We start from the raw sequence: 24,198 nt of genomic DNA, 5'->3' as shown, positions 1-24,198 counted from the left end.
CTGGAGCAATCCTTCTGAGCGAATGGAATGGCCTCTCCACATGGCTCGTCGTCGGGATGAACTGGCAGGTCCAGTGCCTGCTGAAATTCGCGGCCGTCGAAGAGCAGTTCGCCCGGCTGGCACAGAAGGACATCGATTTTCTCGTGCGGCTTGAACCAACAGATAGCGCTCCAGGCAGGCGCGGAAACCTCGTCACGTCGTTCTCGGTGGCTGTCGAAGAACCTTCCCGGTAAAAAGACCATCGCATGGACGTCAAACGGACCTCATCGCAGACGGGTTAGTTGCTTGCCGCAGCCGGGTAATCAGTTCATCCGGTTTCAAGAAATCGTCGCGGATTCCCGGACGCGTCGACAGTGACAAGTTATTCCCATTTAGATATAACCTATTATATGACCCCATCTCCCAAGTCCCTGCGCTGGGTCGGCACGTCGAAGAAGGACCTGCTGGCGATGCCTGATGAAGTGATCGACGCGGTGGGCTACGCGCTTCATCTCGCGCAACTGGGCGAGACGCATGAAGATGCAAAGGTATTAAAAGGCTTCGGCGGTGCGGGCGTGCTGGAAGTCATTGAGAACCTCCAGGGCGACACGTATCGTGCGGTGTATACCGTGAAGTTTGCTGCCGCCATCTAAGTTTGCTGCCGCCGTCTATGTTCTGCATTGTTTCCAAAAGAAGTCCAAAAGTGGAAGCGCGACACCAACGCCCGATCTGGACATGATCCAGCGACGCTTAAAGTTGGCCCAACGAGATGACGGAGAATGACGATGACTAGCGAACAAATCGAACGTGGCTCAGGGAATGTCTACGCTGATCTTGACTTACCCAATGCTGACGCAATGCGCGTCAAAGCCGATCTTGTGATGCGTATTGCCCATCTTCTGAAAGACGAGGGGCTAACACAAACCGCTGCGGCGAGTCTTCTTGGACTCTCGCAACCTAAGCTTTCCGGTTTGCTACGTGGTCAGTTTCGGGGGGTTTCCGAAAGCAAGCTGATCGAATGCCTCACGCGACTCGGACAAGACGTGGAAATTGTCGTGCGCGCGGCGCCAAAATCTCGACGGGAAGGGCGCGTTCTGGTTAGCGCAGAATAGGAACATCTGACGTCGACATATTGTCATGGAATCGCGTGTCGAGTGGACGCGAGACCACCTTCCTCGCCAATATATCTCGACCCACCGGTAGCAGCTGCAGCGCATCGGCGACGCGAGCGGAGCACTGCGCTTCATTCTAAAGTTTGCGTATTTATCCGCCGGGATGACAGGCAGGCCCTTCTGGGTGACGCTCGCCACGTACATGACGACGCAACAAATCGAGCAGTGCGACGGGGTTCTTGAACAGTTGCTTAACCGGTCTATTAGGATGTTGGGAGCGCCGGCCAGAGCGCACGGCCCTCCCTTATGCTGTCCTCCGTTTTTAAAATGGCCAACGTCGGCAAATGAGGATGAGGGGGCCCCGGCGACCGAGCAGCCGCCGTTGGCGGAGGAAAATGCCCCATAAACTGGGCATGAGGTCGGTCAATGGGCAGTTTATGAGGCACCAAGTGATCGACAGATCACTGCCTTCCATCAGAGTCCGTGAGAGTTTTGTTCATCTTGGATATTTCGGAAAGGTAGCCGAGTCCTCTGCGGTACGCGTTTCCTTCCTGAAGTCTTGCCCCCGTCTTGCGCATTCATTTGTGCCCGTTCGCTTCTTGGAAACACTTTTGGCGACAGCCTGTAAGTGAAGTAAAACAGTACCGTCCGCTGCTCCGGTTTCGCGCGAGCCCTTTCACGGCAAGGGATAGCGACCAAACAATCTGCGTACGCATTCACGTCCGAGCACTTAGGTATAACCAGCGTCTCCCTATTGAGCGGCTACTCACCGCACGTAACCTGGCGGCCTCACGAGCGAAGTATGACTAGGCGGCCTGCACCGGCCGCTCGGAGAAAGATTTCCTGTGGGCAATCATCGTGCATGTGGGCTACAATGCACATGTTTTTGAATATGGAGATGCGCATGGGGAAGGCACTCGAAGTCCGGGCGCGTAAGTCCACGAACGTCACGTTGCCGCCTGAAGTCTTGGAGCGGGCCAAAGAGCTCGGGATCAATCTTTCGCGCGCGAGTGAGCGTGGTGTGCGCGAAGAAATTCAGGAGACTGAGGCTCGCCGTTGGGCCAACGACAATGCCGAGTTGATCGCAGCATACACGGCGATGGTTGAACGCGACGGGCTGCCGCTAGCGAAGTACAGGACGTTTTAGTGGCGCGTTTTGATCTCTACGATAACCCCGACGATGGGACGCGCCGCCTTGCACCGTACCTGCTCGACGTGCAGAGCACGCATGTCGGAATCTTGCCGACGCGCATCGTGATTCCTCTACGACCTACCCCGGATCTCGGGTTCTCAGGCAAACCGTCCGATTTGCTGCCAGTCTTCGAGATCAATGGCGAGAAACACTTCCTCGACACGCCTGCCATGAGTGCTGTTCCGTTGACCGCGCTCGGCAGGCGCGTCGGCTCCCTTGCGGATCGCCGCGATGCCATCTTGGCCGCGCTCGACCGGATTTTCGGCGCCTACTGATCGAAGGCAAGGTGGCGTCGGTCGGTCTCAGAGGCGAAAACTGGCCGAGGTGTTGACATCAGCGGCTCTTTTGAGACTCGGCGTTCCGCGCTAGCGTTGATCGCCAGAGTCTTATGTTTCCGTCTATCTCACTGCCCGGCACTGCCGCCCTCCTCGTGATTTGTGAACGGCTGTGTCATGTGATTCATAGACTTAACATGCTTCATTGGGGTTTGGCCTCCGCTCGACGCAGCAGCCGCTAATTGATTCGCATAACTTATGAAAATGTGGCAACGATTAATTCTGTCAACTCGGACCGCTCCGTCCTTGCTGGACTAGGATTCCGGATTGACGGATTTACGTCGAACGACGATGGGCGACGGTCTTTTTAGCTCGCCATAGCGCTGTGCAGCGCCCTCAGAACGCAGGCTGACGGCAAGCGCGTCGAGCAACGTCGTCCTACCGTCTCAGCCCAGTCCGTACGTCTTTTTCTCGCGGTCAATTACAGAGAACCGCGACCCGTCATAGCGGAGATATGACCAGGCGTCCAACTGTGCAGCTTCCATCCTTCCGCGTCTGTGCATATTTTGATACACAACACGCTGGGCATGTATTAGTCAAATAGCGGTCCAGAAGGTCCCGTCGTACGTAAAGTCCGTGTCGATGCTCTTGCTCGAGAGAGAATGCCGCCAAGGCGCCTTCGCTCTCGAGCCAGCCCGTCTGCCGGTCCCAATGTAAAGCAAGGTGCTGTATCAGATGCGGGGCCGGGGCGCTAATGTGGGACTGAGCCGAATCTGCCGAGAAGTCGTACTCCCACTGTCCACCACGAAGGATGTCCACCTTCGCAAAGCGGAAGTCACGGTACTTCAGATACGTATCCTTGTGCTTTACCATCTGGCGGAACGAAGAGGCTGTCGGGTATTCCGCAACAAACGTTCGGTAGCTGTGATTGCCCTGAATGCTGAAATCGTCGTTGCTGCGCAATGAGCGTGGGTCGATGAATTTCGATTCTAGCAGGAACGCGCACGAATAAGCGAGTTGGACAAATCGATGATGATTCGACCAGTCAGCAACGTCGCTACGGTCGCTATCTGTCGCCCAAAACGCTATGCAAACCCACTCCTTTCCGTCTAGTGAACGTTGAGCTGTCCTGAGTTAAAAACTCATTGAATGATGCCGATCACGTACTAAAGTGTTCTGTGTAGCACTTGATACGCGGAGGCAACGATGAGTGGGCGGTCCACGGGGGAACTCGTGCTGAGCGATTCGGAGCGTGAAGACCTGCAAGCGCTGACGATGCGACGCAAGACCGCGCAGGCCTTGGCATTGCGGGCGCGCATCGTGTTGACGAGACCACGTTGCAAATGCCCTTCAATGTGTTCACGGCGAATTTGCCCGACTCCATTGCCAAGGATCCGTCGAGCGTGCATGACGCCATGGAAGGTGTCGTCACACAAGTGGAGAGTAAAAAGCAATTGCCAAGCGAAGTAGAAAGTAAAAAGCGTTCGCGACGCGAAGAGAAAAGTAAAAAGCAATCGCGAAGCGAAGTAACAAGTAAAAAGCGTTCGCGACGCGAAGTGCTGGGAGAAACGTGGCCCGAGGATCTCGCCCAATGGGAAGAGGCGGAAGTGCGCGAACAGCAGGCGGATCAGCCGTCGATGTTTGGCGCACCACCCCACAAAATCCATTCAGCCAAGCGGCGCAAGGAAATCACAGTCACCTTCACGTTCCCGCAGCAACACGTGCTACCGCCCACCGGCGCCAGCGGCAGCATCGCGCCGGTAACGTGGCAGGGCTCGCCGCTCGGCGGCCAGTCGGTGACGTTCCTGTCGGGTCCGTCGCAGTTTGATTTACTGTTCCCCCGTCAATGAGCGTGCAATGTCATGTAAACAGACCCTGGTGTCCCGAGCTGGAAGTCCACGGTTCTCACCGCGAGGGAGACGCGAAATATAAAAATACAACGATAAAAGTTCGTACGCCGTCGGAACGTACTGGGCGCCCCGGGACAGTCCGCAAGCAATAAAAAACCGCAGCGCCGACGGCCATGCGGGGTCATGGAGGCAGTGCAGTGCATTGCCCCACGCCCTCGTCAATACGACGCCAAAGAAATTTCAAAACCTGACCGTCCAGTCAAGTTCTGGCACGAAGTGTGCACTTGACTCGACGCCTTGCTCCCGCAGGCTCTTCAAGTTGACCGATTGGTCAGTATTGGCGCGAATTATTACGAAATTCTTTCGTTAACGCACGATCGAAGAGCGCCTGCGCACAAGGTTGGGTTGTTCGGTCGAGGGCACGGCAAGCATCGTCGAAGACATGTCCCGGCGATGCCATTCGAGCGCTGTAAATCGAGCACTTCGTATCCACTACCATTAAAAATATGGGTCAGAAAGAGAATGCAAAATAAAAATAGGTATCCGAAATATTTGGTGAGGTTTCTAATCACCCTTTATAGAACTGGCCACTTCCCTTTTATTAAAGCCAGTCTTGCAACGGCGCTAACCGGCATGCTGCTCTCGCAACCTGCTTGCGCCGCAACGGCTGATGCGTCGTCAGCCGCCAACAGCATACAAAGCTCCACGGAAGTAACCCCATCCGCAACCGACTCTCCCTACCTCTCATCCTGGTATCACCAGAGCCTGAGCGTGATCGGCGACAAGAACGTACGGTTCGGCCCCTATCGGGATAACGACGTCTACCTGGAGTACGAGTACTTCGGCCGCAAGGGACCGTTCGATCTGTACGGCTACGTCGACGTTCCGAAGGCGTTCAACGTCGGCAATGGACACGACACGGGTGCATGGGACCACGGCTCGCCGCTCTTCAGCGAACAGGAGCCGCGCGTCTCGATCGACTCGCTCACCGGCAAGCACCTGGGATTTGGTCCCTTCAAGGAATGGTACGTCGCGTTCGACTGGATCTACGACCTGGGGAACAACCAGGCCAATCGCCAGAATACGTTGTACAGCGGTATTGGTACCGACATCGACACCCACACGCCCCTGATGTTGTCGGCGAACTTCTATGTGCGCCGTCAATGGGAGAACTACGGCGCAGCTAACCAGGACTCGTGGGATGGTTATCGGGCTCAGATGAAATACATCTATCCGCTAGGCACTTTTCACGGCGGTTCGCTGACCTACGTCGGGTTCTTCAACTACGACTTTGGTTCCAGGCTCGCCGAGGAGACAGGCGGCAACTCGCGCAGCGACACGGCCTTCGTAGCCACCAACGTGCTGCTCTATTCGTTCACGCACTGGCGTTTCGTGGCCGTCGGCCGGTACTTCCACAACGGCGGTCAATGGAACGGTACCGCGCTCGATTTCGGTTCCGGCTCGTTCCAGAACAGATCGACCGGATGGGGTTATTACCTCTCGGCCGGCTACCAGTTCTGAGCCGCTTTCATCGAACTCTCTTACCGATTCTTCATCGATCAAGGACCCTCATGTTGAAAGACACATTGCGCAGGACCCTTGCCTGCATCGGCCTCGCGTGCCTGCTTCTGACAGGCGCGCATGCTGCGCCCAGCTCGTCCACGCCACGCCCGGTCAAGGTGCTCATCATCTCGATGTTTGGCCCCGAGGGAAAGACCTGGCTCGACCATCTCGGACATACCCAGGCGATCGCGGTTCCCGGTTTGTCGCCCGATTACCCGTCGGTGCACTGCAATCGGGACGATGTCTGCGTGCTTACGACCGGAATGGGCCATTCGAATGCGGCGGCCTCCGTGGCCGCACTGGTTTATTCGAGAAAGTTCGATCTGCGCAAGACGTACTTCCTGGTGTCGGGGATAGCGGGCATCGACCCGGCACAAGGTACGCTCGGTTCGGCGGCATGGGCCCGGTACCTGGTGGATTTCGGCATCCAGTGGGAACTCGACGCGCGTGAAATCCCCACTGGCTGGAAGGCCGGTTATCTTGGGATCAATACCAAGAGCGAAACCGAAAAGCCCCCTCTCGACTATCGCACCGAAGTGTTTCAACTCAACGAAGCGCTACTGCAAAAAGCCTATGCGCTCTCGCGTAACGTGACGCTTTCCGATAGCGCCGCTGCGAAAGCCTATCGTGCAACCTATTCGAACGCGCCAGCCAACCAGCCGCCGGCTGTGATCCAGTGCGACACGCTCGCGGGCGACACATGGTTCTCGGGCAACGCGCTGGGACAACGGGCGCGCGACTGGACGAAATTGCTGACCGACGGCAAGGGCGTGTATTGCACGACCCAGCAGGAAGACAACGCGACCTTCGAGGTCATCAAACGTGCGGCGGCCGCGGGTCTTGCCGACACGGCTCGCGTCGCGGTATTGCGTTCCGGGTCGGACTTCGATCGACCGCCAGAGGGCGGATCGAATGTCGACAACCTGCTGAATTACCAGCAACAAGGCGGTTTTGTTCCTGCCATCGACAACCTCTACCTCGCCGGTTCGCCGTTGGTCAACGCGATCGTCAAGGACTGGGCGCACTGGAAAACGGGCGTGCCCGCGAACTAGGCCTCGCGCTGTAACGAACGCGTGATGCGAAGGCAAGCATCATATCGCCGGCGGCTCTCGTGAGGATTTCATGAGGGTTTCATGAGGGTTTCATGAGCGCCCCGCCGGTCAACTATCTCTATAGAGTGAGTACCCCGTGACTATCGTACGCAGCCTGTGCGGCATGTTTCTGCTTTTGCTGATCGCCTATGCCCTGTCGACCAATCGACGAGCTATTCGTCCACGCACGCTGGTCGCTGCGCTATGCGTGCAGATCGCCATCGGTGCGCTGGTTCTGTTCGTGCCGCTTGGCAGCGCCACCCTCGCTGCCACCGCGCGCGGAGTGAACCATGTACTCGAGATGGGCAATCACGGCGTTTCCTTCATGTTCGGCGGACTCGTCGATAGCAAGATGTTCCAGCTATTCGGCGGTAACGGCTTCATCTTCGGCCTGCGGGTTCTGCCGATGATCATCTTCGTCACGGCACTGATCGCTGTGCTCTATCACATCGGGGTGATGAAGTGGATCGTCAACGGTCTTGGCATCGTGTTCGAAAAACTGCTTGGCGTGAGCCGTATCGAAGCCTGTTCGGCGGTGGCGACTATCTTCCTCGGTCAGAGCGAGATGCCTGCCCTCGTCAAGCCGTTTATCAGACAGATGACCGGAGCTGAATTGTTCGCCGTGATGTCGAGTGGCATGGCGTCGGTCGCCGGTTCAGTGCTGGCGGGTTATGCAGGTCTAGGTGTCAGGGTGGAGTATCTGCTGGCCGCGTCGTTCATGGCGGTGCCGGGCGGTCTGCTGTTCGCGAAGATGATCTTCCCGACCACCGAGCCGAGCCAAGTCGTTCTCGACAGCCTCAGCTTCGACGAAAAGCGCTCCGCCAATATCATCGAAGCAGCAGCATCGGGTGCGTCTGTCGGCCTTAAAATTGCGATCAACGTTGGTGCGATGCTGATCGCCTTCATCGGATTGATCGCACTTCTGAACGAGGCCGTCAGCGGGTTTGCCGGCCTCTTCGGACATCCGCAAATCACGCTGCAAAGTGTTCTCGGCTACGCGTTCTCGCCACTGGCATGGCTGATCGGCGTTCCCTGGCACGACGCGCAGCTCGCCGGCAATTTCATCGGCGAGAAGATGATCCTGAACGAGTTCGTGGCCTACGTAGACCTGTCGCCCTATCTGAAAAGCGCGGCGGAGGTCACCGCAGCAGGCTTGCAGGTGCTCGATCCGCGGACGCTCGCCATTGTGTCTTTCGCGCTGTGCGGATTTGCCAACTTCTCGTCGATCGCCATCCTCGCGGGCGGCTTTAGCGTGGTCGCACCCGAACGTCGCTCGGAAGTGGCACGTTACGGACTGCGGGTGGTGGCAGCCAGCACACTATCGAACCTGATGAGTGCCGCCATTGCAGGTATCTTTCTTTCGATGCCTTAGCATTCGCGAGTCGAATTCAACAACACCCCGGCTCAAGCTTTCTTCCCGAGGAGACTATCCATGTTCTTGCCACAGGAAATCGTTCGAAAAAAACGCGACGCACAAGCGCTTTCCAACGAGGATATCGTGGGCTTCGTTCGTGGCATCGTCGACGGCAGCGTCACCGAGGGACAAGTCGCAGCGTTCGCGATGGCCGTGTATTTCAACGACATGAGCGTCGACGAACGCGTGGCATTCACGCTGGCACAGCGGGACTCAGGCCAGGTGCTGCAATGGCGCTCGCTCGGCCTTCCGGGTCCGGTCCTCGATAAGCATTCGACGGGCGGTGTCGGCGACCTCACGTCGCTGCTGCTGGGCCCAATGGTCGCGGCATGCGGCGGATTCGTGCCGATGATTTCCGGCCGCGGCCTCGGCCATACCGGCGGCACACTCGACAAGCTCGCGTCGATCCCCGGCTATGACGTCGCGCCCGACATCGGCACATTCCAGCGCATCGTGCGCGAGACGGGCATTGCGATCATCGGTCAGACGGCGCAGCTAGCGCCTGCAGACCGGCGAATCTACGCGATCCGCGACATTACCGCGACGGTGGAATCGGTCGCGATGATCACCGCGTCGATCCTCTCGAAGAAACTCGCCGCGGGTCTTGGAGGACTGGCGATGGACATCAAGGTGGGTTCGGGCGCGTTCATGCCGAGCTATGAGAAGTCGGTCGAACTGGCGAGAAGCATCGTCGATGTCGGCAACGGTGCCGGATTGAAAACCACCGCCGTGCTGACCGACATGGACCAGCCATTGGCGCCCTGCGCCGGCAACGCGCTGGAGATCCGGTGCGCGATCGACTACCTGACCGGTCGCGCCCGGCCAGCGCGGCTACACGAGGTCACCCTCGCGCTGGCAGCACACATGCTCGTGCTGGGCGGTCTCGCCGATAACACGACCGACGCCTGCGCGAAGCTGAATGCGGCGCTCGATTCCGGCGCCGCTGCCGAACGTTTTGCGCGGATGGTGAGCGCACTAGGCGGACCCGGCGATCTGGTCGAAGCGCCCGAACGTCATCTGGATCATGCGCCGATTGTCATTCCCGTTGCCGCGCCGAATGCGGGTTTTGTGGAGCGCATCGATTGCCGCGCGCTGGGTCTGGCGGTCGTCGGCCTGGGCGGTGGCCGGCGCCGGCCTGAAGACACAATCGACTATCAGGTTGGTTTGACGGACCTCGTGGAGTTAGGAGAACGTGTTGATGCGGGCCAGCCCATCGCCATCATCCACGCCCGAGATTTGCTGGCCGCCCAAAACGCCATCGGTGAAATTCAAACGGCGTATTCGTTCGCTTCAACCGGACCACAGGTGCCACCGAGCGTGTATTGCGTCATCGATTGAGCTCTTAACGTAACCACGCAAGTAGTAGCAAATCCTTATGGAAATTTCAGGAAATATCTAGTGCGGTTTGACTAAAGATCAAGTCATTTTTTACGTATACGATATGGATACGATTGGTATCCGCCCTCCATTTTTGGCCTCGCGGTGCCAAAGCCCGGACATCACCTTTTCGACGGACGCGACATGGGTAACTTGGTACAAACAATCAAATTCAAGATCATTCTCGCGTTTGGCGTGTGCGTGATACTGATGGCTGCGATCGGACTGTTTGCGGCGTACGGGCTGTCCAAGCTCAATGCGAACGTGGCCGACGGGTACTCCGGGAACACCGTTCCGATTGCCGATCTATCGGAAGTTCGCGCGGCCCAGCTTAACGTACGCCTTCTGCTAAGGCGTATTCAAGTATTCCGCGATCCGGCTAAAACGGCAGAATACGTGGCGGCCATTGCGCCACAATTTGAACGGCTCAATAAGTCATGGAACCACTACTATCCAAGCGGCGTATCCAGCAGGGAGGAAGGTGAGATCGCAGACCGGATCAGGGGCATCCTGCCCCAGTTCACGGCATTGACGAACGAAGCTACAGCTGCCGCGGGCGCGGGCAATTTCGACGCGGCCTCTTCTACAATCGAAAAGATCGCCTCGGTGGCTGTGTCAATGAACGACGCTCTGGACCAGGACGCTGCGCTCAATCTGGCTCAGGCCCAGCAGTCTGTCGCCGACGGTGAATCGACGTTCAGGACTACGTTTTGGATTGCGATCGCCCTTCTTGGCGCGGGTATCGTTGTTGCCGTTGGCGCATCTGCATACCTGCTGCGTGTAATTTCGAAGCCGCTCAACAAAGCCGTTGACGTAGCGAACCGCATCATGGCCGGCAAGCTGGAAAATCAGGTCATCGTCGATTCGGGAGGTGAGTTTGGTCAGCTTCTTGAAGCACTGAGAAAAATGGACCAGCAGCTTAGCAATACGGTTCGCGGAATCAAGGTGTCCTCCGAATCAGTCGCTGTGGCGTCGCGAGAAATTGCAAGCGGCAATACGGACCTGTCTGCCCGCACGGAGGAACAGGCGACATCGCTTGAAGAAACCGCGGCCAGCATGACGCAGTTGACCGAGACGGTAAAGCAGACCGCTGACAATGCCCGTCAAGCGAACGCGCTCGCCACCCATGCCACCGGCATGGCAGATACAGGTAACGACTCCGTTCAGGCCATGGTCGGGACGATCGGTCTGATCAGCAGTAGTTCGAGCAAGATTTCCGACATCACCGGTGTCATCGAAGGCATTGCTTTCCAGACGAACATTCTCGCGCTGAACGCGGCCGTCGAAGCCGCACGGGCTGGCGAACAGGGGCGAGGCTTCGCGGTGGTCGCCAGTGAGGTTCGCAGCCTGGCTCAGCGTTCCGCTGCAGCTGCCAAGGAAATCAAGGAGTTGATCAGTTCGTCCGTGACAACGATTCAGGACGGCGCGAAGCAGGCAACCGAAGTCAGCGCCACGATGGGACAGGTCAAGCAGGCGATCAAGCAGGTCTCCGATATCGTCGGCGAAATCGCCGCAGCGTCCGAAGAGCAAAGCCGTGGCATTGAACAGGTCAATCAGGCTGTCAGCCAGATGGACGAAGTGACGCAACAGAACGCTGCGCTCGTCGAGCAGGCAGCCGCTGCAGCGCAGTCGCTTGAAGAACAGGCAGCCAGGCTGAAAGACGCCGTTTCTGTGTTCAGGGTCGCCGAGACAGCGCAATCTCCGGCACGCGCGGTGATTCTGCAAAACAAACCGCGCCTGCCTGCGCCAAGGATTCCCTCCATGCGTCGCGCAGAGTCCGCAAAGCCGAGGGTTACCCCCGCCATCATTGCTCACAGACCCACCGCAGCCGGTGCGGCGAACGCGGACTGGGAAGCGTTCTGATCACGAAACTCATCATGTCCAATATCGTCAAAATGCAGATCTGCAATTCAGACATTGAAGCCCTGCCGGATTCGTCGCCGCAACCGTTGACAGTCCCGGCCAAAGAATCTAAAGAAGCGAGCGACGGCACGTTACTCGATCTGCTCGCGACCCTATCCACGAGAAACGGTATCGCCGTTGTTCAACACGGCGCGCGCCTTGCAGTCGTTGGCGAATTGCTGGTTGCGATGCTGGCGCACCTGCCTGTGGCGATGCCGCGACCCTATCCACGAGAAACGGTATCGCCGTTGTTCAACACGGCGCGCGCCTTGCAGTCGTTGGCGAATTGCTGGTTGCGATGCTGGCGCACCTGCCTGTGGCGATGCGGGCGGGTATCGTCGAGTCATTCCGTGACAGGATTGAAGAACTGATGTCTTTGAGTGACGACAGGAGCTTGCCGGAGCAATATCACTCGGCGCTCTTGAGCGAGGTTAACCGTTACCTGAACGCGCTTCAGTAACGTCGAGTTGAACGCCGGGTATGCGCTGACGCCTTCATTGAGTCTCAACGGCGAATACACGTACACGGACGGCGCGTTGTCGACTTCGAGCGGCTCGCACCATCCGAAGTGGCATGAAGTCTCGATCCAGACGGACTACCTGCTCTCGAAGCGCACCGACGTCTATAATTGATCGAATGAATCAATTCGGGACCGCGCAAATGCAATCGAAAAGCCATTGGGAAAACATCTATTCCACTCGATCGGAAACCGAAGTCAGTTGGTTCCAGCCCCACGCGACGCTGTCGACGGATCTGATCCGCCGGATCTGTGCCACGCCGGCGGCAGCGATTATCGATGTCGGCGGCGGGGCCTCGACCCTGGTTGATGACCTCCTAGTCCACGGCTACGAAAATCTTTCCGTTCTGGACCTCTCCGGGGAGGCACTGGCGGTCGCCCGTCGACGCCTCGGACCTAAAGCCGGCCTCGTGCGCTGGATAGAAGGCGACGTGACATCCCTCTCGCTGCCAGAAGGTGCCTTTGATGTATGGCACGATCGCGCGGTCTTCCATTTTCTGACCAACGAGGCAGATCGTCACGCTTATGTGGCCCAGGTGATGCGCGCTGTGAAGCCACGCGGACACGTTATCGTAGCCACGTTCGCACCGGACGGGCCAGCGGAGTGCAGTGGCCTCCCCGTGGTCCAGTACGATGCAAATAGCTTGCATGCCGAATTCGGTCCTGCTTTCGAGCTGGTCGAACATAACGAGGAGCAACACGTTACGCCAGCCGGACGTGTCCAGCACTTCGTTTATTGTCACTGTCTCAAGCCACACTGAGCGTGCGCTCCCCATCTCCTGCGTAAAGCTACCGCTAAGAGACCGCTTGTCCACAAAGCGCCTCGATCCGGTAGCCATCAGGATCGACGACATAAGCGGCGTAGTAGTTGGCGCCGTAGTTGGTGCGCAGCCCTGGCTTGCCGTTGTCATACCCGCCAGCGCCGAGAGCCGCCTTGTGAAAAGCATCCACATCTTTTCGGGTCGGCGCAGCAAAGCATAGGTGCAGGCCTGATCCAGCGTCGGGCGGGACCGGGCTGTCGACGGCGACGACCCAGAGCACGACTGCATCGCGGCCATATCCGAGCGAGTCTTCTGCTTCGCTCAAGCATGTGTAACCAAGTGCATTCAGCGTGACGTCATAGAACTGTTTCGCTCTGGAAATATCGCGTACGCCGATCGAAATGTGGTCAATCATAAGAAGTTCTCCGGTAGCGGTTCGAGTACCCATCGTAAGACGCGATGCCCCGCCCGGCTTGGGAAAAATTGCTATTTTTCTGCAAGCTTCAAAGTCGTCACGTTCCGCGTGATAGGTCAAAATCAAGCAAGCGTCCTGACGACCTGTGCTGGCCACACAATCTCCAGCTCAAGCGCAATTGAGCGCGCCAGTCCTTCAAGATCTGGAAACAGCGACGCGTTGGTGATGTTCATTCTATACAGCGAACGCATGGCTTCGTCCCGTATCTCCGATGGCAGCACGATCTTGCGCAGCAGTTCGTCGCTGCAAGTGTATTGATCGAGGATCATGTCGAGCGGCTGATGCAACAGGCCAGGCAACACAAACGTGCCTGCTTGCGCGATCAGCCGCTGATCCATTTCGGCGGGCTCCCCAAACCACATCACCGGATTTTCGTCGCTAAGATAAAACCTTTCAAAGTTCCCTGGCAGGCGTGGATCGATCATCTCCCGCACAAGATGCGGCGCCGAAACAGGCACTGCGCGATCCGTCCATAGCGCCGGTGTATTGACTGCGAAAACAGCGGCATTGGACACCGCGCGCTCAAGCGCAAAGAAAGCAGCAACAAAAGGTGACTTGGTGAAATCGAGCAATCTCGTAGGCGCGCCATGATGCTGCATCAGACCGAGGCAACGCAGGTCGTCGGACAGCGCACGAACGTCGGAAAGATAGTTATGCGCCTTCCGCCTGAAGATGCGAATAGCACGCTGCTCTTGAATTCGCCACGCCGAGCGGTCAGGCACAAACGCGGACAGGTAGCGCGACAACGAGCTTTGCAGCGGCCAGCGCTCGTCCTGCTGGCCGCGAAACGCCCAACCGTCGAGCTCGATGGTGAGACTCATGAACTCTTGCCAACTCGACACAATAATAGTTTGCATCGTCAATTATCCTGAGTAGCACTCGCGGCTTCATGCCCGATCATCAGTCCGGGTTCTGCCGACGCGGCCGACGCAGCCAGATCCAGGTGCGCGGCGTAATTCGAGTGGATAACATAAAGCGTTTGTCCGGCCGACACCCGCTGTCCCGGCTCGCAACACAGGTCTATGCCGGCGCCGAGATCCTGGGGCGCTCCCGCCAGGCGCGCAATACCGGCCAGCTGCCAGCCGTCGATGCTCGCCACCCTGCCCGCACGGCTTGCGCGTACGCGGTGCGTGAGCGTGCCGGGAGCTGCTGGCGGTGTTCTCCTGCCCTGCGCGTCGACAATCCTCTCGAAAGCGGCCCATGCCGCACCCGATGCGAGCAAGTATTCAGCCACTTGCCGTCCTTGCGTGGCGTCGGCAATACCCGGCGCCCACGCGAGCACATGCGACGCAAAGAGCAAAGCCTTCTCGCGCAGGTCCGCCGGCGCACCCGGGAGATTGTTGAGGACCAGGTTCACGTCACGTGCTTCGAGCGCCGGTCCGATCCCGCGTCCGATCGGGCCGGTCCCGTCAGTGACCAGCGCCTTGACTTGCAATCCCAGGCCTTGGCCCACGTATTCGAAGAGCTCGCCCAGTGCACGCGCCTCCTCTGTAGATTTCAGCTTGGCGCGCGGTCCACAAGGCAGATCGACAATCACATGGGTCGAACCGGCCGAGCGCTTTTTCGACAGGATCGACGCAACCGACCAGCGGCTGGAATCGAGCCCGAGCGGACGCGTGAATGCGTTAATCCGGTCGTCGATGAGCGAGTGGTTCAGCCGCCCATTCCACGCAATGCACGCTCGTGCTTCGCGTACGCAGCGGCGTACATCGTCCACCTTCAGATCGACTCGAGCGAGCGTTTCCATTGCATCGGCGGTACCTGCCGCCGACGTGATAGCCCGCGACGATGTCTTCGGCATTGCAAGGCCGTAGGCAGCGACGATCGGCACCACGATCAGCGTTATCCGGCTTCCCGGAATTCCACCCATTGAATGTTTGTCAACGACGATTGGCTCGTCCCAGTCAATCCGCGGCATGAGTGTCGCGCGCACTCTTGCGATAGCCAGCACCTCGGCGTCGCTCAGATGTTGCGACGCATGCAGCAAGAACTTGTCGATCTCGGCGTTTGAGTAGCGTCGCGCGAGGATATCGTCGAAGACCGCGGCGTACTGCGCCTCGTCAAGTGCCTGGCCCGCAAGCTTCGCCTCAACAAACGGCTCGCTGCCAGGAGGCTGGATCGCGCACTGCAACGCCGTGGTGAAGCGCTGGATGCCTTGTTCCAGCGTACCGTCGTTGACCACCCTCACTGTCTTCACATCGACCGGAGCAGGCTCGACCTGCCGCGTGACACGCAGCCGAACCTGTTCCGGGGTCTCGCGTCCCCGTGCAAGGATGCGTTCGGCGAGCAACTCGACCGGCGCCGTGACCTCGACAACCACCAGCCGAAGCACACGCATCGATAAATCAGCGATCATCGCGCGCGAACCGTTTGCTACCACATGCCGGCCCTCTGATAGCACGTCGAGCAATTCGCGGCGCAAGCCATATCTCAGGTCATGCGCTGACCATGTCACCAGGAAGCCGCCTCGCTGCTCGACTTCTGCAAACGTTGCATCGTCGAGCTCATCGTGATCTTCACCGGCAGAGCCTGCAGGTCGCGTGATCACGCGTCGCGCGAAGACGAAAGGTTCGCCGATACTCCGCGCGCCTTCGATCAACGAGTCCTTGCCGGCGCCGCTGGGGCCGACCACGAAGAACAAGATTCCTGGCGACATCACGGGCTTACTCCGCCTCATCGAGGCCGATATCCACGCATGACGACGCCTGGTTGATCTTGCTCGTCGAAATATAATCCACGCCTGTCTTCGCAATCTCTCCGATAGTGGCAAGGCTGATACCGCCCGATGCTTCGAGCTTGGTGCGCCCGCCTACCATGTCAACCGCCTTGGCCATGTCGGCCACTGACATGTTGTCGAGCATGATCACATCGACACTCGCTTCCAGCGCTTCCCTTACCTGATCCAGCCGGTCACATTCCACTTCCAGCTTGGTCAGAACCGGCAACTGACGGCGCGCGCGTTCCACGGCCTTTGCAATGCCGCCGCACACTGCGATGTGGTTATCTTTGATCATGACGCCGTTATCAAGGCCGAGACGATGGTTGAGACCACCGCCGCACGTAACCGCGTGTTTCTCCAGCATGCGCAGGCCGGGCGTGGTCTTGCGCGTGTCAATGAGCCTTGCACGCGTGCCGGCCACCGCGGCCACATATTCCGCCGTCAGGTTAGCGATACCTGAAAGCCGCTGCACTATATTTAGCGCGGTACGCTCGGCGGTCAGCACGCTGCGTGCGTTGCCGCGCACCGTGAGCATGATGGTCCCCTTCTCGATCGTATCGCCGTCCTTTACGTGTACGCTCACGTCAAGCGACGGATCGTAGCGCTTGAAGATACGCACTGCCACATCGACGCCGGCAACGATCAGCTTTTCCCGCGCATTCATCACGAACGCGCCGGTCTCATGCGGCTCGATCATGACCTGCGCGGTCAGATCGCAATAGCCGATGTCTTCGGCAAGCCACAGGTCGATCAGGCGGTCGGTCTGGAAGGTGTCGTACATAATGGTCAGCCTTTCTTTGCTCGAGCAAAACAGGTTAGGAAGGAAACAATCACGGTCAGCGATGGTTCAGGCGACGGTTGGCCATCAACAGCAGGCCATTGCACAGCAGCGCAAATAAGGTCAGGAACAAGGCGACTGCCATGATGGTGCGGATATCGCCAAGATTCATGGCGCTCGTCAGCAGGTAACCGAGGCCGCGCTGCGACGCGAACATTTCACCAATCAGCACGCCTAGCAACGTCAGGGAAAAGCCCAGGCGCAGTCCCGAGACAATCTCGGGGAATACGGCTGGCAGCACCACGTGAAGGATCGTGCGATGCAGTGGCAGGCGCATCGTCAGCGACGCGCGCAAATACACCGGCCGCATCTGGCGAATCGCATTCATGGTGAACATCAAAATCGGAATCAGCCCGTGCATGACGCCGAACGCCACCTTTGCCGATAGCCCAAGACCGAATACAAGCAGCACCAGCGGGTAAAGCGTCACCTTCGGCAGCGAGTAAAGATTCAGCAAGATCGGCTCGGCGACAATGCCCGATACCCGGTTCACGCCTAGCAGCACGCCCAGCAAAATTCCACCCACAAGCGCAATGACGAGCGCAAGCCCAAGCGCTTTTGCCGTCTCGGTCGCGTTGGACCAGAAGGCTTGCGTGCCGAGCATATGCACGAGTTCCGTCAGCGTCGACCACGGCGAGGACAGCGAACCGTCGCCAACCGTGAGATGCAGGACTTGCCAGCAAGCTACGATCACTATTGCGACGATCAAAGGGTCGAAGTAATTTTTCATGGGCGCTCCGGCAATGGCGTGGGGCGTGGTCAGCGCTGACGGCGGGACTGGAACCGGTGATCGATGCGATTCAGCACCATATTCACCACCGTTACCGCGATCAGGATGAGCAGCATCAACGAGTACATGTCGTCGTTCTGGAAGTTGTTGTAGGCATAGCCGATCGCATACCCAACACCCGATCCAGACAAGATGAATTCCGACGCAATCACTCCGATAAAAGAATAAGCCACCGCCAGTTTCATTCCCGTGAAAAGATAGGGAAGCGCAGCGGGCAGTTTGATGAAGAAAGCTGAGCGCCAAGCAGGCAGACGCATGACGAGCCCGCTTTTGTGCAGCGCGCGCGGAATCCGGTCGAGGCCGTCGAGCGTGGCTGTAATCATTGTCACGACGGCCAACAACACTGCGATTGCGATGATCGGAAGCGGCCCCACCCCAAGCACCACGATGAACACGGGATAAAATATGAATGTTGGTACTGCGTAGTAGCTGGACAACAAAGGCTCGAGCGCCCGCCGCGTTCGCGGCAACGCATGAATAACCAAGCCGATGACAAACCCCAGCAGTACCGAAACGATCGATGCCGCCACGATCTCCAGGAGGCTGATGCCAATGTCGTGATTAAACTTGCCTGCACGCAGCAACTCGGCACCATGCATCACCATGGTCGAAGGCGCGAGCAGCACGCTTGTGGGAACAACGCCCAGGCGGCATAGCAATTCGATCAGCACTATGAAGCTGATCACCACGGCCGCGCGCAGAATGCTCTCGGTCTTCACGTCGGACTCCCGGTAAATTTAGTGCGTGGCCGTTCCCATCACCTTCATCGATTCAACGCGTAGCTTCTCCCACAGTCGCGCATTCACTTCGCCAAAGCGTGGCGTCGAGACAATGCGGCTGTCTCGCGACCGGGCCCAACCCGTTTCGACGATGTCGATAAACAGCCCGGGGCGTGCCGACATCACGCCCACACGATCCGAAAGCATGGCGGCTTCGTCGAGCGCATGGGTAATCAGCAGCACCGTGGCGGAAGTCTCGCGCCACAGGCGCAACAGTTCATCCCCCATGAGCAGGCGTGTTTGCTGGTCGAGTGCGCCGAAGGGTTCGTCCAGCAGGATCAGGCGAGGTTGTGTGACAAGCGTGCGGGCGATACAAACGCGCTGGCGCATGCCGCCCGAGAGTTGCGCCGGATACGCTCCAGCGAAATCCTTCAGCCCCATGAAACCCATCGCATAGTCGGTTCGGCGCTTGATCTCCGCGCCGTCCATCCCCGCCATGCGTAATCCGAATGAAATATTGTCGTGCACGTTCAGCCACGGGAACGACGCATCCTCCTGAAAGACCACGCCCACCCCGTCTGGTACACCCTTGACTGCGCGCCCTTCGAACATGACGCTTCCGCTGCTGGGTTCGGACAGGCCCGCAAGCGCGTCGAGCAGCGTGGACTTGCCGCAACCCGAGGGTCCCACCACCGAGAAGAATTCGCCCTTCATCAGGGTCAGGTCAATCGGGCCAAGTGCATGAAAGAGTTCTTTGGATCCGTTCTTCTTGAAGTACCGCGTGACGCCGGTAAGCGTCGCGTGTGCCTCTTCTGGTTCCTGTGATGGCAATGCCTCCAGGATCTTGAGCGGCACAGGTCTATTCAGTACGGTCATAGCTTTCCTTTAGCCTTCAAATCTGCGGGAAGGAAACTCGTGTCTACCAGCTTGGACCAATCCACATCGCCATTGAGTTCGCCGATCAGCTTGAGACCGTCTGTCATGCGGTCGAGTTCTGCGCGATCGAACTCGCCTTCGCTCCACATGCGCGACTTGACCATGTTGTCCACCGCCACCTTCGCCACTTCAGGCGTCAGCTTGAAACTTTCCTGCAGCAACGCTGCGGCGGCGGCAGGATCGGCGTAAGTCGCATCGACGCCCGCGCGTCGCCCGGCAATGATCGCGCGCAGGGTGTCCGGATGTTCCTTTGCAAACTCGCGGGTGGTGATGCCAACGGAGGTGGTCATCGGTTGGAGAACATCGCCGGCGCGATAGACCGTGCGGTACTTAGTAGCACGAATGATGGAGAGCGGTTCGATCAGCACAGCTCCCGACACGCCGCCTTGTTCCAGCAACGTCAAGCCGTTTACATATCCGCCCGACGCAATCCGCGTGACCTTGCCTGCATCGATTCCCTTCGACTTGAGCACCATCAGCAACAACATTTCGGACACACCTTTCGGTGATGTAATCGCGACCTTTTTTCCGGCGAGATCACCCACATTTTTTACGTCAGAGCTGGGCATGGTCACCATCGACGCCTCCGCAACGCTACGTGTGCCTGCGTTCACGATGACAAGGTCCAGGCCCTGGCGCTGTGCGGCAAGCGCCGCCGACACTGCGACTTCGCCGTATGGGGTTTTACTGGCGAGAATATTGCGAACGGTTGTGCCACCACCGCCGGAGCTCAGGATGCCGGTGATGTCGACACCTGCCTTCTTGAAAAGGCCATCGTGCATGGCGACCGCATAGGGAAGACCGTACAAACTGCTGCCCCATTGAGTCACCGATATCTCGTCGGCGTGTGCGACGTTGAACCTTCCAGGAGCAGCGGCAAGAAGCAGTGACACACTAAGCAACGTGATCGCACGCACGATGAATGACTTCATAGGCTACTCCGGACCAGGATAAAGTGGATCAGTCGCTCGATCTTACACAGTCAAAAAGAGCGTACACGTCTTATTTCTAACTTTTATGCATGGAGTGTGCCAAGCGTTCTTTGATGGCACAAGAATTTGATATCGACTGCATAACGCCGCAATTAGTCGATATTCTTCGGTTTACTGAACGAAAAAACGATCTCATCAAGACGTTCGTAATGTGTTGGATAAGTAGCGTACACAACGTAATTCCTTTGCGGTGCCAGTCTCCCGACATTGGTGCAATGACGCATTAAAAAGCAGCACGACATTGTCAGGCGGTCGGCACCCATTCTTGCGATCGGTCTTGGTCTGAGCATCTCAGTCTCCGGTGAACGCCGTGAGCTTGATCATTAAGGAACGTCTCCTTCGATGACACCGCGCTTCGCCACCTGGATAGCAAACCGTCAGGTCCAAACCGCCCCTTCGCCCTCCTCAGGTGCACGATGTCATATCATGTTCGCTCCTCGACGATAACCGCCCAACAGGCAGATCGACATGACCGACCACAGCAACCCGCTGTTACAGGACTGGCAAACGCCCTACCAGTTACCGCCGTTCGAGCAGATCCGGTGCGAACACTTCGCCCCCGCCTTCGCTGCGCTTTTCGAGCAGCATCTGGCGGAAATCAATGCACTAGCTGAAAATCCGGCGGCGCCGACATTCGACAACACTGTGGCCGCGTTCGATGCCGCCGGCGCCAGGCTGGACCGTGTGCGGCTGACCTTTGAAAACCTGTGTGCTTCCGAGTCGCCGCCCGCCCTGCAAGCTGTGGAGCGCGAAATGGCGCCGCTGCTGGCGGCGCACGACAGCAAGGTCGCGATGCACGCCGGCTTCTTTGCCAGGCTCGATACCGTTCACCAGCAAACTGCCACGCTGGATCTGAGCGAAGAGCAGCACCGTCTGCTGCAACGCCTGCATACCGATTTCGTCCGCGCGGGCGGCACGCTGCAAGGGGTTGCACGTGAGCGTTTCGCGGCCATCGCCACGCGGCTCGCCGATCTGCAGACGCAGTTCGCGCAGAACATACTCGCCGACGAATCGACTTACCAGTTGCCCTTGACGACCGAAGCGGACTTGACCGGCCTACCCGATTCCCTGCGCCAGGCAGCACGCAGTGCCGCCAAGGAGCGCGGTGTGGACGGCTACGTGATCACGCTCTCGCGTTCGCTCGTGCAGCCGTTCCTCACGTGGTCGACCCGCCGTGATCTGCGTGAGACCGCATGGCGCGCCTGGACCACGCGTGGAGAAACCCCAGCGCGCGACAACCGGCCGCTGGCTCGCGAGATACTCCTGTTGCGGCAGGAACAGGCGCGATTGCTCGGCTACGAAAACTTTGCCGATTACGCGCTCTCCGATCGCATGGCCGGCAAAGCCTCCGCTGTCTTTGAACTGCTTGGTCAGGTTTGGGAGCCGGCGAAGGCCAGCGTTGAACAAGAGCGGCAGGCCCTGGTCGAACAAGCCGCCGCGCTCGGCGAGTCCACTGACATAGAGCCGTGGGACTGGTATTACCTGGCCGAGAAAGTACGCGTCGCCCGCTACGCACTCGACGATGCTCAAGTGAAACCGTACTTCAGCCTGGACGCGATGCGTGCCGCCATGTTCGATTGCGCGGGACGCCTGTTCGGCGTGCAGTTCGTCGAGCAAACCGGCGTACCGCTGTATCACCCGGACGTGCGTTTGTGGGAAGTGCGCCGCGGCGATGAACGGGTGGGCATCTTTCTCGGCGACAACTATGCCCGGCCCAACAAGCACGGTGGCGCCTGGATGCATATTTATCGCAGGCAAACGCGCAATGGCGACAAGGTGATGCCGGTCGTGGTGAACAACAATAATTTCGCCCGCGTCGACGATGGCCCAACGCTACTCAGCTTCGACGACGTGCGCACGCTGTTTCACGAATTTGGCCACGGACTGCACGGCTTGCTCTCCGACGTAAGCTACGGCCGCCTCTCGGGTACCAACGTTCCGCAAGACTATGTGGAACTTCCTTCGCAACTGATGGAGAACTGGGCCACGGTGCCGGAAGTGCTGGCGAAGCACGCGCGTCATGTGACAACGGGCGAGCCGATCCCGGCCGCGTTGATAGAGCGCATCAGGGCAGCGCAGACTTTCAACCAGGGGTTCGAGACGGTTGCTTATACATCGTCGGCTCTGATCGATATGGCGTTGCATCTGCAGAACGATCCTGCCGGTATCGACATCACCCGGTTTGAGACGGACGAGCGCGAGCGTATCGGCGTGCCGCGGGAGGTCGGCATGCGCCACCGGTTGCCGCATTTTGGCCATATCTTTAGCGGCGCATATTATGCGGCCGGCTATTACGTCTATATGTGGGCCGAGGTCCTGGAGGCCGAAGCGTTCGATGCATTCGAAGAAGCCGGCAACGCATTCGATCCCACGCTAGCCGACAAGCTGCAACGCTACGTTTACAGCGCAGGCGACAGCCGCGAACAACGCGCCGCGTTCCGCGCTTTTCGCGGCCGTGATCCGCGAGCCGAACCGATGTTACGCAAACGGGGTTTGCTGCGGGGTGAGTAAGCCGGCCTGAATGACCGGTTTCGCGAGCAGCTTCGAACTGAAGACCTGCGCCCCCGGCCGGCAGAGTGGGTCGTGACAGGCAACGGCCAACCAGTTACGGCTGGTCGCGATCTCCAGAAACCCGGAGACCAGTCACCTCCGGTCATACGAGGTACTGGCCCGAGCCATCGCTGCACTTCTGTACAGGGCGCCCTGACGGCTTAAACGTAATAATAGAGACTCGTCGTTAGTGAGCAATATCGAACCAGGGGGACACTCATGAACCGCCGCTATGTCACAGCAGATGTATTCACAGACGAAAAATTCAAAGGCAATCCAGTCGCTGTCGTGTTGGATGCCAATGGCCTGTCAACGAACCAGATGCAGGCGATCGCGGCCGAATTCGCGTATAGCGAAACGACCTTTGTCTTGCCTCCCCGCGACGCTGCTCACACTGCCTGGGTGAGAATCTTTACGCCGAGCCGCGAAATTCCGTTCGCCGGACATCCGAACATCGGCACGGCGTTCGTGCTGGCTGCAAGGGCGGAATCGAGTCAGACGCCGCTGCCGGATCAACTCGTGTTCGAGGAGGCCGCCGGCCTGGTTCCAGTCACCCAACTGAAAGAAGAAGGGCGTTTGGTCGGAGCGGAACTCATTGCGCCGGAGCCATTGGCTCGACTGTCGCAAGTGCCGCAAGACCGCGTAGCCGCCTGTCTTTCCCTCGATCCCGCCGACATCCTGGTCAACGCTCACGCGCCACAGGTGGCCTCTGTCGGCCTCCCGTTCCTCGTTGTGGAACTTGCGTCTCGAGATGCACTGCGCAGGTGTACGCCGAACCTCGTCGCCTACAAAGGCTTGCTGCCGATCGACGGAGCTGTGTCCATCTACGCCTATACGCGCGATGTCGGCCCGGCCGTGACTGGCGCCGACTGCGATTTGCAAGCACGTATGTTCACGCCGCGCATGACGGAAGACCCGGCGACGGGTAGCGCGACCGCGGCCGCCGCCGCGCTTCTAGCCCAGGTTCGGGGCCAGTCGGAACTTGTCTTACGCGTTGGTCAAGGCGTGGACATGGGTCGCCCGAGCGTCTTGATTGCCAGCGTGGACACATACAACGGCAAGCCAAGGGTCCGCATCGGCGGCAAATGTGTCAGCGTCATGGAAGGCTCGTTTCGGCTCGATGCTGAGTCCTGAGCCTGGCTCTCA

Annotated in this window: 22 protein-coding genes and 2 pseudogenes; 16 read left to right on the top strand and 8 right to left on the bottom strand. The window is 58.6% G+C overall.

The genetic code is table 11. The annotated features are described in order from the left end of the window. From EOS_RS47090 to EOS_RS44570, 14 genes and pseudogenes are all read left to right on the top strand, one after another. Nucleotides 1-233: pseudogene (locus EOS_RS47090) on the top strand (hypothetical protein); the annotation flags it as partial. Nucleotides 234-389: 156 nt separating this feature from the next. Continuing rightward, a pseudogene (locus EOS_RS16525) lies at nucleotides 390-762 on the top strand (type II toxin-antitoxin system RelE/ParE family toxin). Between the two features lie 2 nt (nucleotides 763-764). Then, on the top strand, nucleotides 765-1,091 hold the full coding sequence (locus EOS_RS16520) for a helix-turn-helix domain-containing protein (RefSeq protein ID WP_047847743.1): 327 nt from the start codon (nucleotides 765-767) through the stop codon (nucleotides 1,089-1,091). Nucleotides 1,092-1,995: 904 nt separating this feature from the next. After that, nucleotides 1,996-2,238 carry a type II toxin-antitoxin system CcdA family antitoxin gene (locus EOS_RS16515; protein ID WP_047847747.1) on the top strand — a complete coding sequence of 81 codons (243 nt, stop codon included), beginning with the start codon at nucleotides 1,996-1,998 and terminating at the stop codon, nucleotides 2,236-2,238. Next, nucleotides 2,238-2,558: a CcdB family protein gene (locus EOS_RS16510; RefSeq protein WP_047847742.1), complete on the top strand. Its 321-nt coding sequence runs from the start codon at nucleotides 2,238-2,240 to the stop codon at nucleotides 2,556-2,558. The genes EOS_RS16515 and EOS_RS16510 overlap by 1 nt, the downstream gene beginning before the upstream one ends. Before the next feature lie 1,403 nt (nucleotides 2,559-3,961). Beyond that, entirely contained in the window at nucleotides 3,962-4,408 is a 447-nt protein-coding gene (locus EOS_RS16500) for a hypothetical protein (protein ID WP_160312503.1), read from the top strand. Between the two features lie 633 nt (nucleotides 4,409-5,041). Beyond that, on the top strand, nucleotides 5,042-5,929 hold the full coding sequence (locus tag EOS_RS16495) for a nucleoside-specific channel-forming protein Tsx (protein WP_082163379.1): 888 nt from the start codon (nucleotides 5,042-5,044) through the stop codon (nucleotides 5,927-5,929). 50 nt (nucleotides 5,930-5,979) lie between these two features. Further along, a complete protein-coding gene (locus EOS_RS16490) occupies nucleotides 5,980-7,023 on the top strand; it encodes a purine-nucleoside phosphorylase (RefSeq protein WP_053063900.1) in 1,044 nt (347 codons plus the stop codon). Between the two features lie 136 nt (nucleotides 7,024-7,159). Then, nucleotides 7,160-8,434, top strand: coding sequence for a NupC/NupG family nucleoside CNT transporter (locus tag EOS_RS16485; protein WP_047847739.1), 1,275 nt, complete (start codon nucleotides 7,160-7,162; stop codon nucleotides 8,432-8,434). Nucleotides 8,435-8,494: 60 nt separating this feature from the next. Continuing rightward, nucleotides 8,495-9,814: a thymidine phosphorylase gene (gene deoA, locus EOS_RS16480; protein ID WP_047847738.1), complete on the top strand. Its 1,320-nt coding sequence runs from the start codon at nucleotides 8,495-8,497 to the stop codon at nucleotides 9,812-9,814. A 183-nt stretch (nucleotides 9,815-9,997) separates the two neighbouring features. Then, a complete protein-coding gene (locus EOS_RS16475) occupies nucleotides 9,998-11,716 on the top strand; it encodes a methyl-accepting chemotaxis protein (RefSeq protein WP_047847737.1) in 1,719 nt (572 codons plus the stop codon). Nucleotides 11,717-11,730: 14 nt separating this feature from the next. Beyond that, nucleotides 11,731-12,126 carry a hypothetical protein gene (locus EOS_RS45650; RefSeq protein ID WP_047847736.1) on the top strand — a complete coding sequence of 132 codons (396 nt, stop codon included), beginning with the start codon at nucleotides 11,731-11,733 and terminating at the stop codon, nucleotides 12,124-12,126. Between the two features lie 96 nt (nucleotides 12,127-12,222). Continuing rightward, a complete protein-coding gene (locus tag EOS_RS46300) occupies nucleotides 12,223-12,387 on the top strand; it encodes a hypothetical protein (protein ID WP_200908657.1) in 165 nt (54 codons plus the stop codon). Nucleotides 12,388-12,415: 28 nt separating this feature from the next. Next, entirely contained in the window at nucleotides 12,416-13,033 is a 618-nt protein-coding gene (locus tag EOS_RS44570) for a class I SAM-dependent methyltransferase (RefSeq protein WP_075645355.1), read from the top strand. A 34-nt stretch (nucleotides 13,034-13,067) separates the two neighbouring features. On the opposite strand, the gene EOS_RS16460 is transcribed toward EOS_RS44570, so the two are convergent. The 8 genes from EOS_RS16460 to EOS_RS16425 all read right to left on the bottom strand — a co-directional run bounded on the left by EOS_RS16460 (nucleotide 13,068) and on the right by EOS_RS16425 (nucleotide 20,442). Continuing rightward, entirely contained in the window at nucleotides 13,068-13,448 is a 381-nt protein-coding gene (locus EOS_RS16460; protein ID WP_047847734.1) for a VOC family protein, read from the bottom strand. A 122-nt stretch (nucleotides 13,449-13,570) separates the two neighbouring features. Then, nucleotides 13,571-14,365, bottom strand: a complete 795-nt coding sequence (locus tag EOS_RS16455; protein ID WP_047847733.1) for an FRG domain-containing protein — start codon at nucleotides 14,363-14,365, stop codon at nucleotides 13,571-13,573. A gap of 2 nt (nucleotides 14,366-14,367) precedes the next feature. Beyond that, a complete protein-coding gene (gene phnN / locus EOS_RS16450; protein WP_047847732.1) occupies nucleotides 14,368-16,167 on the bottom strand; it encodes a phosphonate metabolism protein/1,5-bisphosphokinase (PRPP-forming) PhnN in 1,800 nt (599 codons plus the stop codon). Between the two features lie 4 nt (nucleotides 16,168-16,171). Beyond that, a complete protein-coding gene (gene nadC / locus EOS_RS16445) occupies nucleotides 16,172-17,008 on the bottom strand; it encodes a carboxylating nicotinate-nucleotide diphosphorylase (protein WP_047847731.1) in 837 nt (278 codons plus the stop codon). A 55-nt stretch (nucleotides 17,009-17,063) separates the two neighbouring features. Continuing rightward, nucleotides 17,064-17,795: an ABC transporter permease gene (locus EOS_RS16440; RefSeq protein ID WP_047847730.1), complete on the bottom strand. Its 732-nt coding sequence runs from the start codon at nucleotides 17,793-17,795 to the stop codon at nucleotides 17,064-17,066. Nucleotides 17,796-17,824: 29 nt separating this feature from the next. Further along, nucleotides 17,825-18,574 (bottom strand): ABC transporter permease, encoded by a 750-nt coding sequence (locus tag EOS_RS16435; protein ID WP_047847729.1) that lies wholly within the window; start codon nucleotides 18,572-18,574, stop codon nucleotides 17,825-17,827. 18 nt (nucleotides 18,575-18,592) lie between these two features. Then, complete coding sequence (locus tag EOS_RS16430) at nucleotides 18,593-19,450, bottom strand: ABC transporter ATP-binding protein (RefSeq protein WP_047847728.1); 858 nt, start codon at nucleotides 19,448-19,450, stop codon at nucleotides 18,593-18,595. Then, nucleotides 19,447-20,442 (bottom strand): ABC transporter substrate-binding protein, encoded by a 996-nt coding sequence (locus EOS_RS16425; RefSeq protein WP_047847727.1) that lies wholly within the window; start codon nucleotides 20,440-20,442, stop codon nucleotides 19,447-19,449. Before EOS_RS16425 ends, EOS_RS16430 begins: the two co-directional genes overlap by 4 nt. 528 nt (nucleotides 20,443-20,970) lie before the next feature. Between EOS_RS16425 and EOS_RS16420 the strand changes: the two genes are divergently transcribed. Together EOS_RS16420 and EOS_RS16415 are read left to right on the top strand one after the other, a co-directional pair. After that, nucleotides 20,971-23,013 (top strand): M3 family metallopeptidase, encoded by a 2,043-nt coding sequence (locus EOS_RS16420; RefSeq protein WP_047847726.1) that lies wholly within the window; start codon nucleotides 20,971-20,973, stop codon nucleotides 23,011-23,013. A gap of 258 nt (nucleotides 23,014-23,271) precedes the next feature. After that, nucleotides 23,272-24,186: a PhzF family phenazine biosynthesis protein gene (locus tag EOS_RS16415; RefSeq protein ID WP_047847725.1), complete on the top strand. Its 915-nt coding sequence runs from the start codon at nucleotides 23,272-23,274 to the stop codon at nucleotides 24,184-24,186. The last annotated feature ends 12 nt before the right edge of the window (nucleotides 24,187-24,198 follow it).

This window comes from Caballeronia mineralivorans PML1(12), from assembly GCF_001028175.1.
Classification (GTDB): domain Bacteria; phylum Pseudomonadota; class Gammaproteobacteria; order Burkholderiales; family Burkholderiaceae; genus Caballeronia; species Caballeronia mineralivorans.
The sequence above is the reverse complement of the archived record's forward strand: the minus strand, read 5'-3'. Positions and strand labels throughout refer to the sequence as shown.

Coding starts and splice junctions, on each gene's coding strand:
- EOS_RS16520 (WP_047847743.1), top strand. CDS start 765: ATGACTAGCGAACAAATCGAACGTGGCTCAGGGAATGTCTACGCTGAT.
- EOS_RS16515 (WP_047847747.1), top strand. CDS start 1,996: ATGGGGAAGGCACTCGAAGTCCGGGCGCGTAAGTCCACGAACGTCACG.
- EOS_RS16495 (WP_082163379.1), top strand. CDS start 5,042: ATGCTGCTCTCGCAACCTGCTTGCGCCGCAACGGCTGATGCGTCGTCA.
- EOS_RS16490 (WP_053063900.1), top strand. CDS start 5,980: ATGTTGAAAGACACATTGCGCAGGACCCTTGCCTGCATCGGCCTCGCG.
- deoA (WP_047847738.1), top strand. CDS start 8,495: ATGTTCTTGCCACAGGAAATCGTTCGAAAAAAACGCGACGCACAAGCG.
- EOS_RS16475 (WP_047847737.1), top strand. CDS start 9,998: ATGGGTAACTTGGTACAAACAATCAAATTCAAGATCATTCTCGCGTTT.
- EOS_RS45650 (WP_047847736.1), top strand. CDS start 11,731: ATGTCCAATATCGTCAAAATGCAGATCTGCAATTCAGACATTGAAGCC.
- EOS_RS44570 (WP_075645355.1), top strand. CDS start 12,416: ATGCAATCGAAAAGCCATTGGGAAAACATCTATTCCACTCGATCGGAA.
- EOS_RS16460 (WP_047847734.1), bottom strand. CDS start 13,448: ATGATTGACCACATTTCGATCGGCGTACGCGATATTTCCAGAGCGAAA.
- EOS_RS16455 (WP_047847733.1), bottom strand. CDS start 14,365: ATGCAAACTATTATTGTGTCGAGTTGGCAAGAGTTCATGAGTCTCACC.
- nadC (WP_047847731.1), bottom strand. CDS start 17,008: ATGTACGACACCTTCCAGACCGACCGCCTGATCGACCTGTGGCTTGCC.
- EOS_RS16440 (WP_047847730.1), bottom strand. CDS start 17,795: ATGAAAAATTACTTCGACCCTTTGATCGTCGCAATAGTGATCGTAGCT.
- EOS_RS16430 (WP_047847728.1), bottom strand. CDS start 19,450: ATGACCGTACTGAATAGACCTGTGCCGCTCAAGATCCTGGAGGCATTG.
- EOS_RS16425 (WP_047847727.1), bottom strand. CDS start 20,442: ATGAAGTCATTCATCGTGCGTGCGATCACGTTGCTTAGTGTGTCACTG.
- EOS_RS16420 (WP_047847726.1), top strand. CDS start 20,971: ATGACCGACCACAGCAACCCGCTGTTACAGGACTGGCAAACGCCCTAC.
- EOS_RS16415 (WP_047847725.1), top strand. CDS start 23,272: ATGAACCGCCGCTATGTCACAGCAGATGTATTCACAGACGAAAAATTC.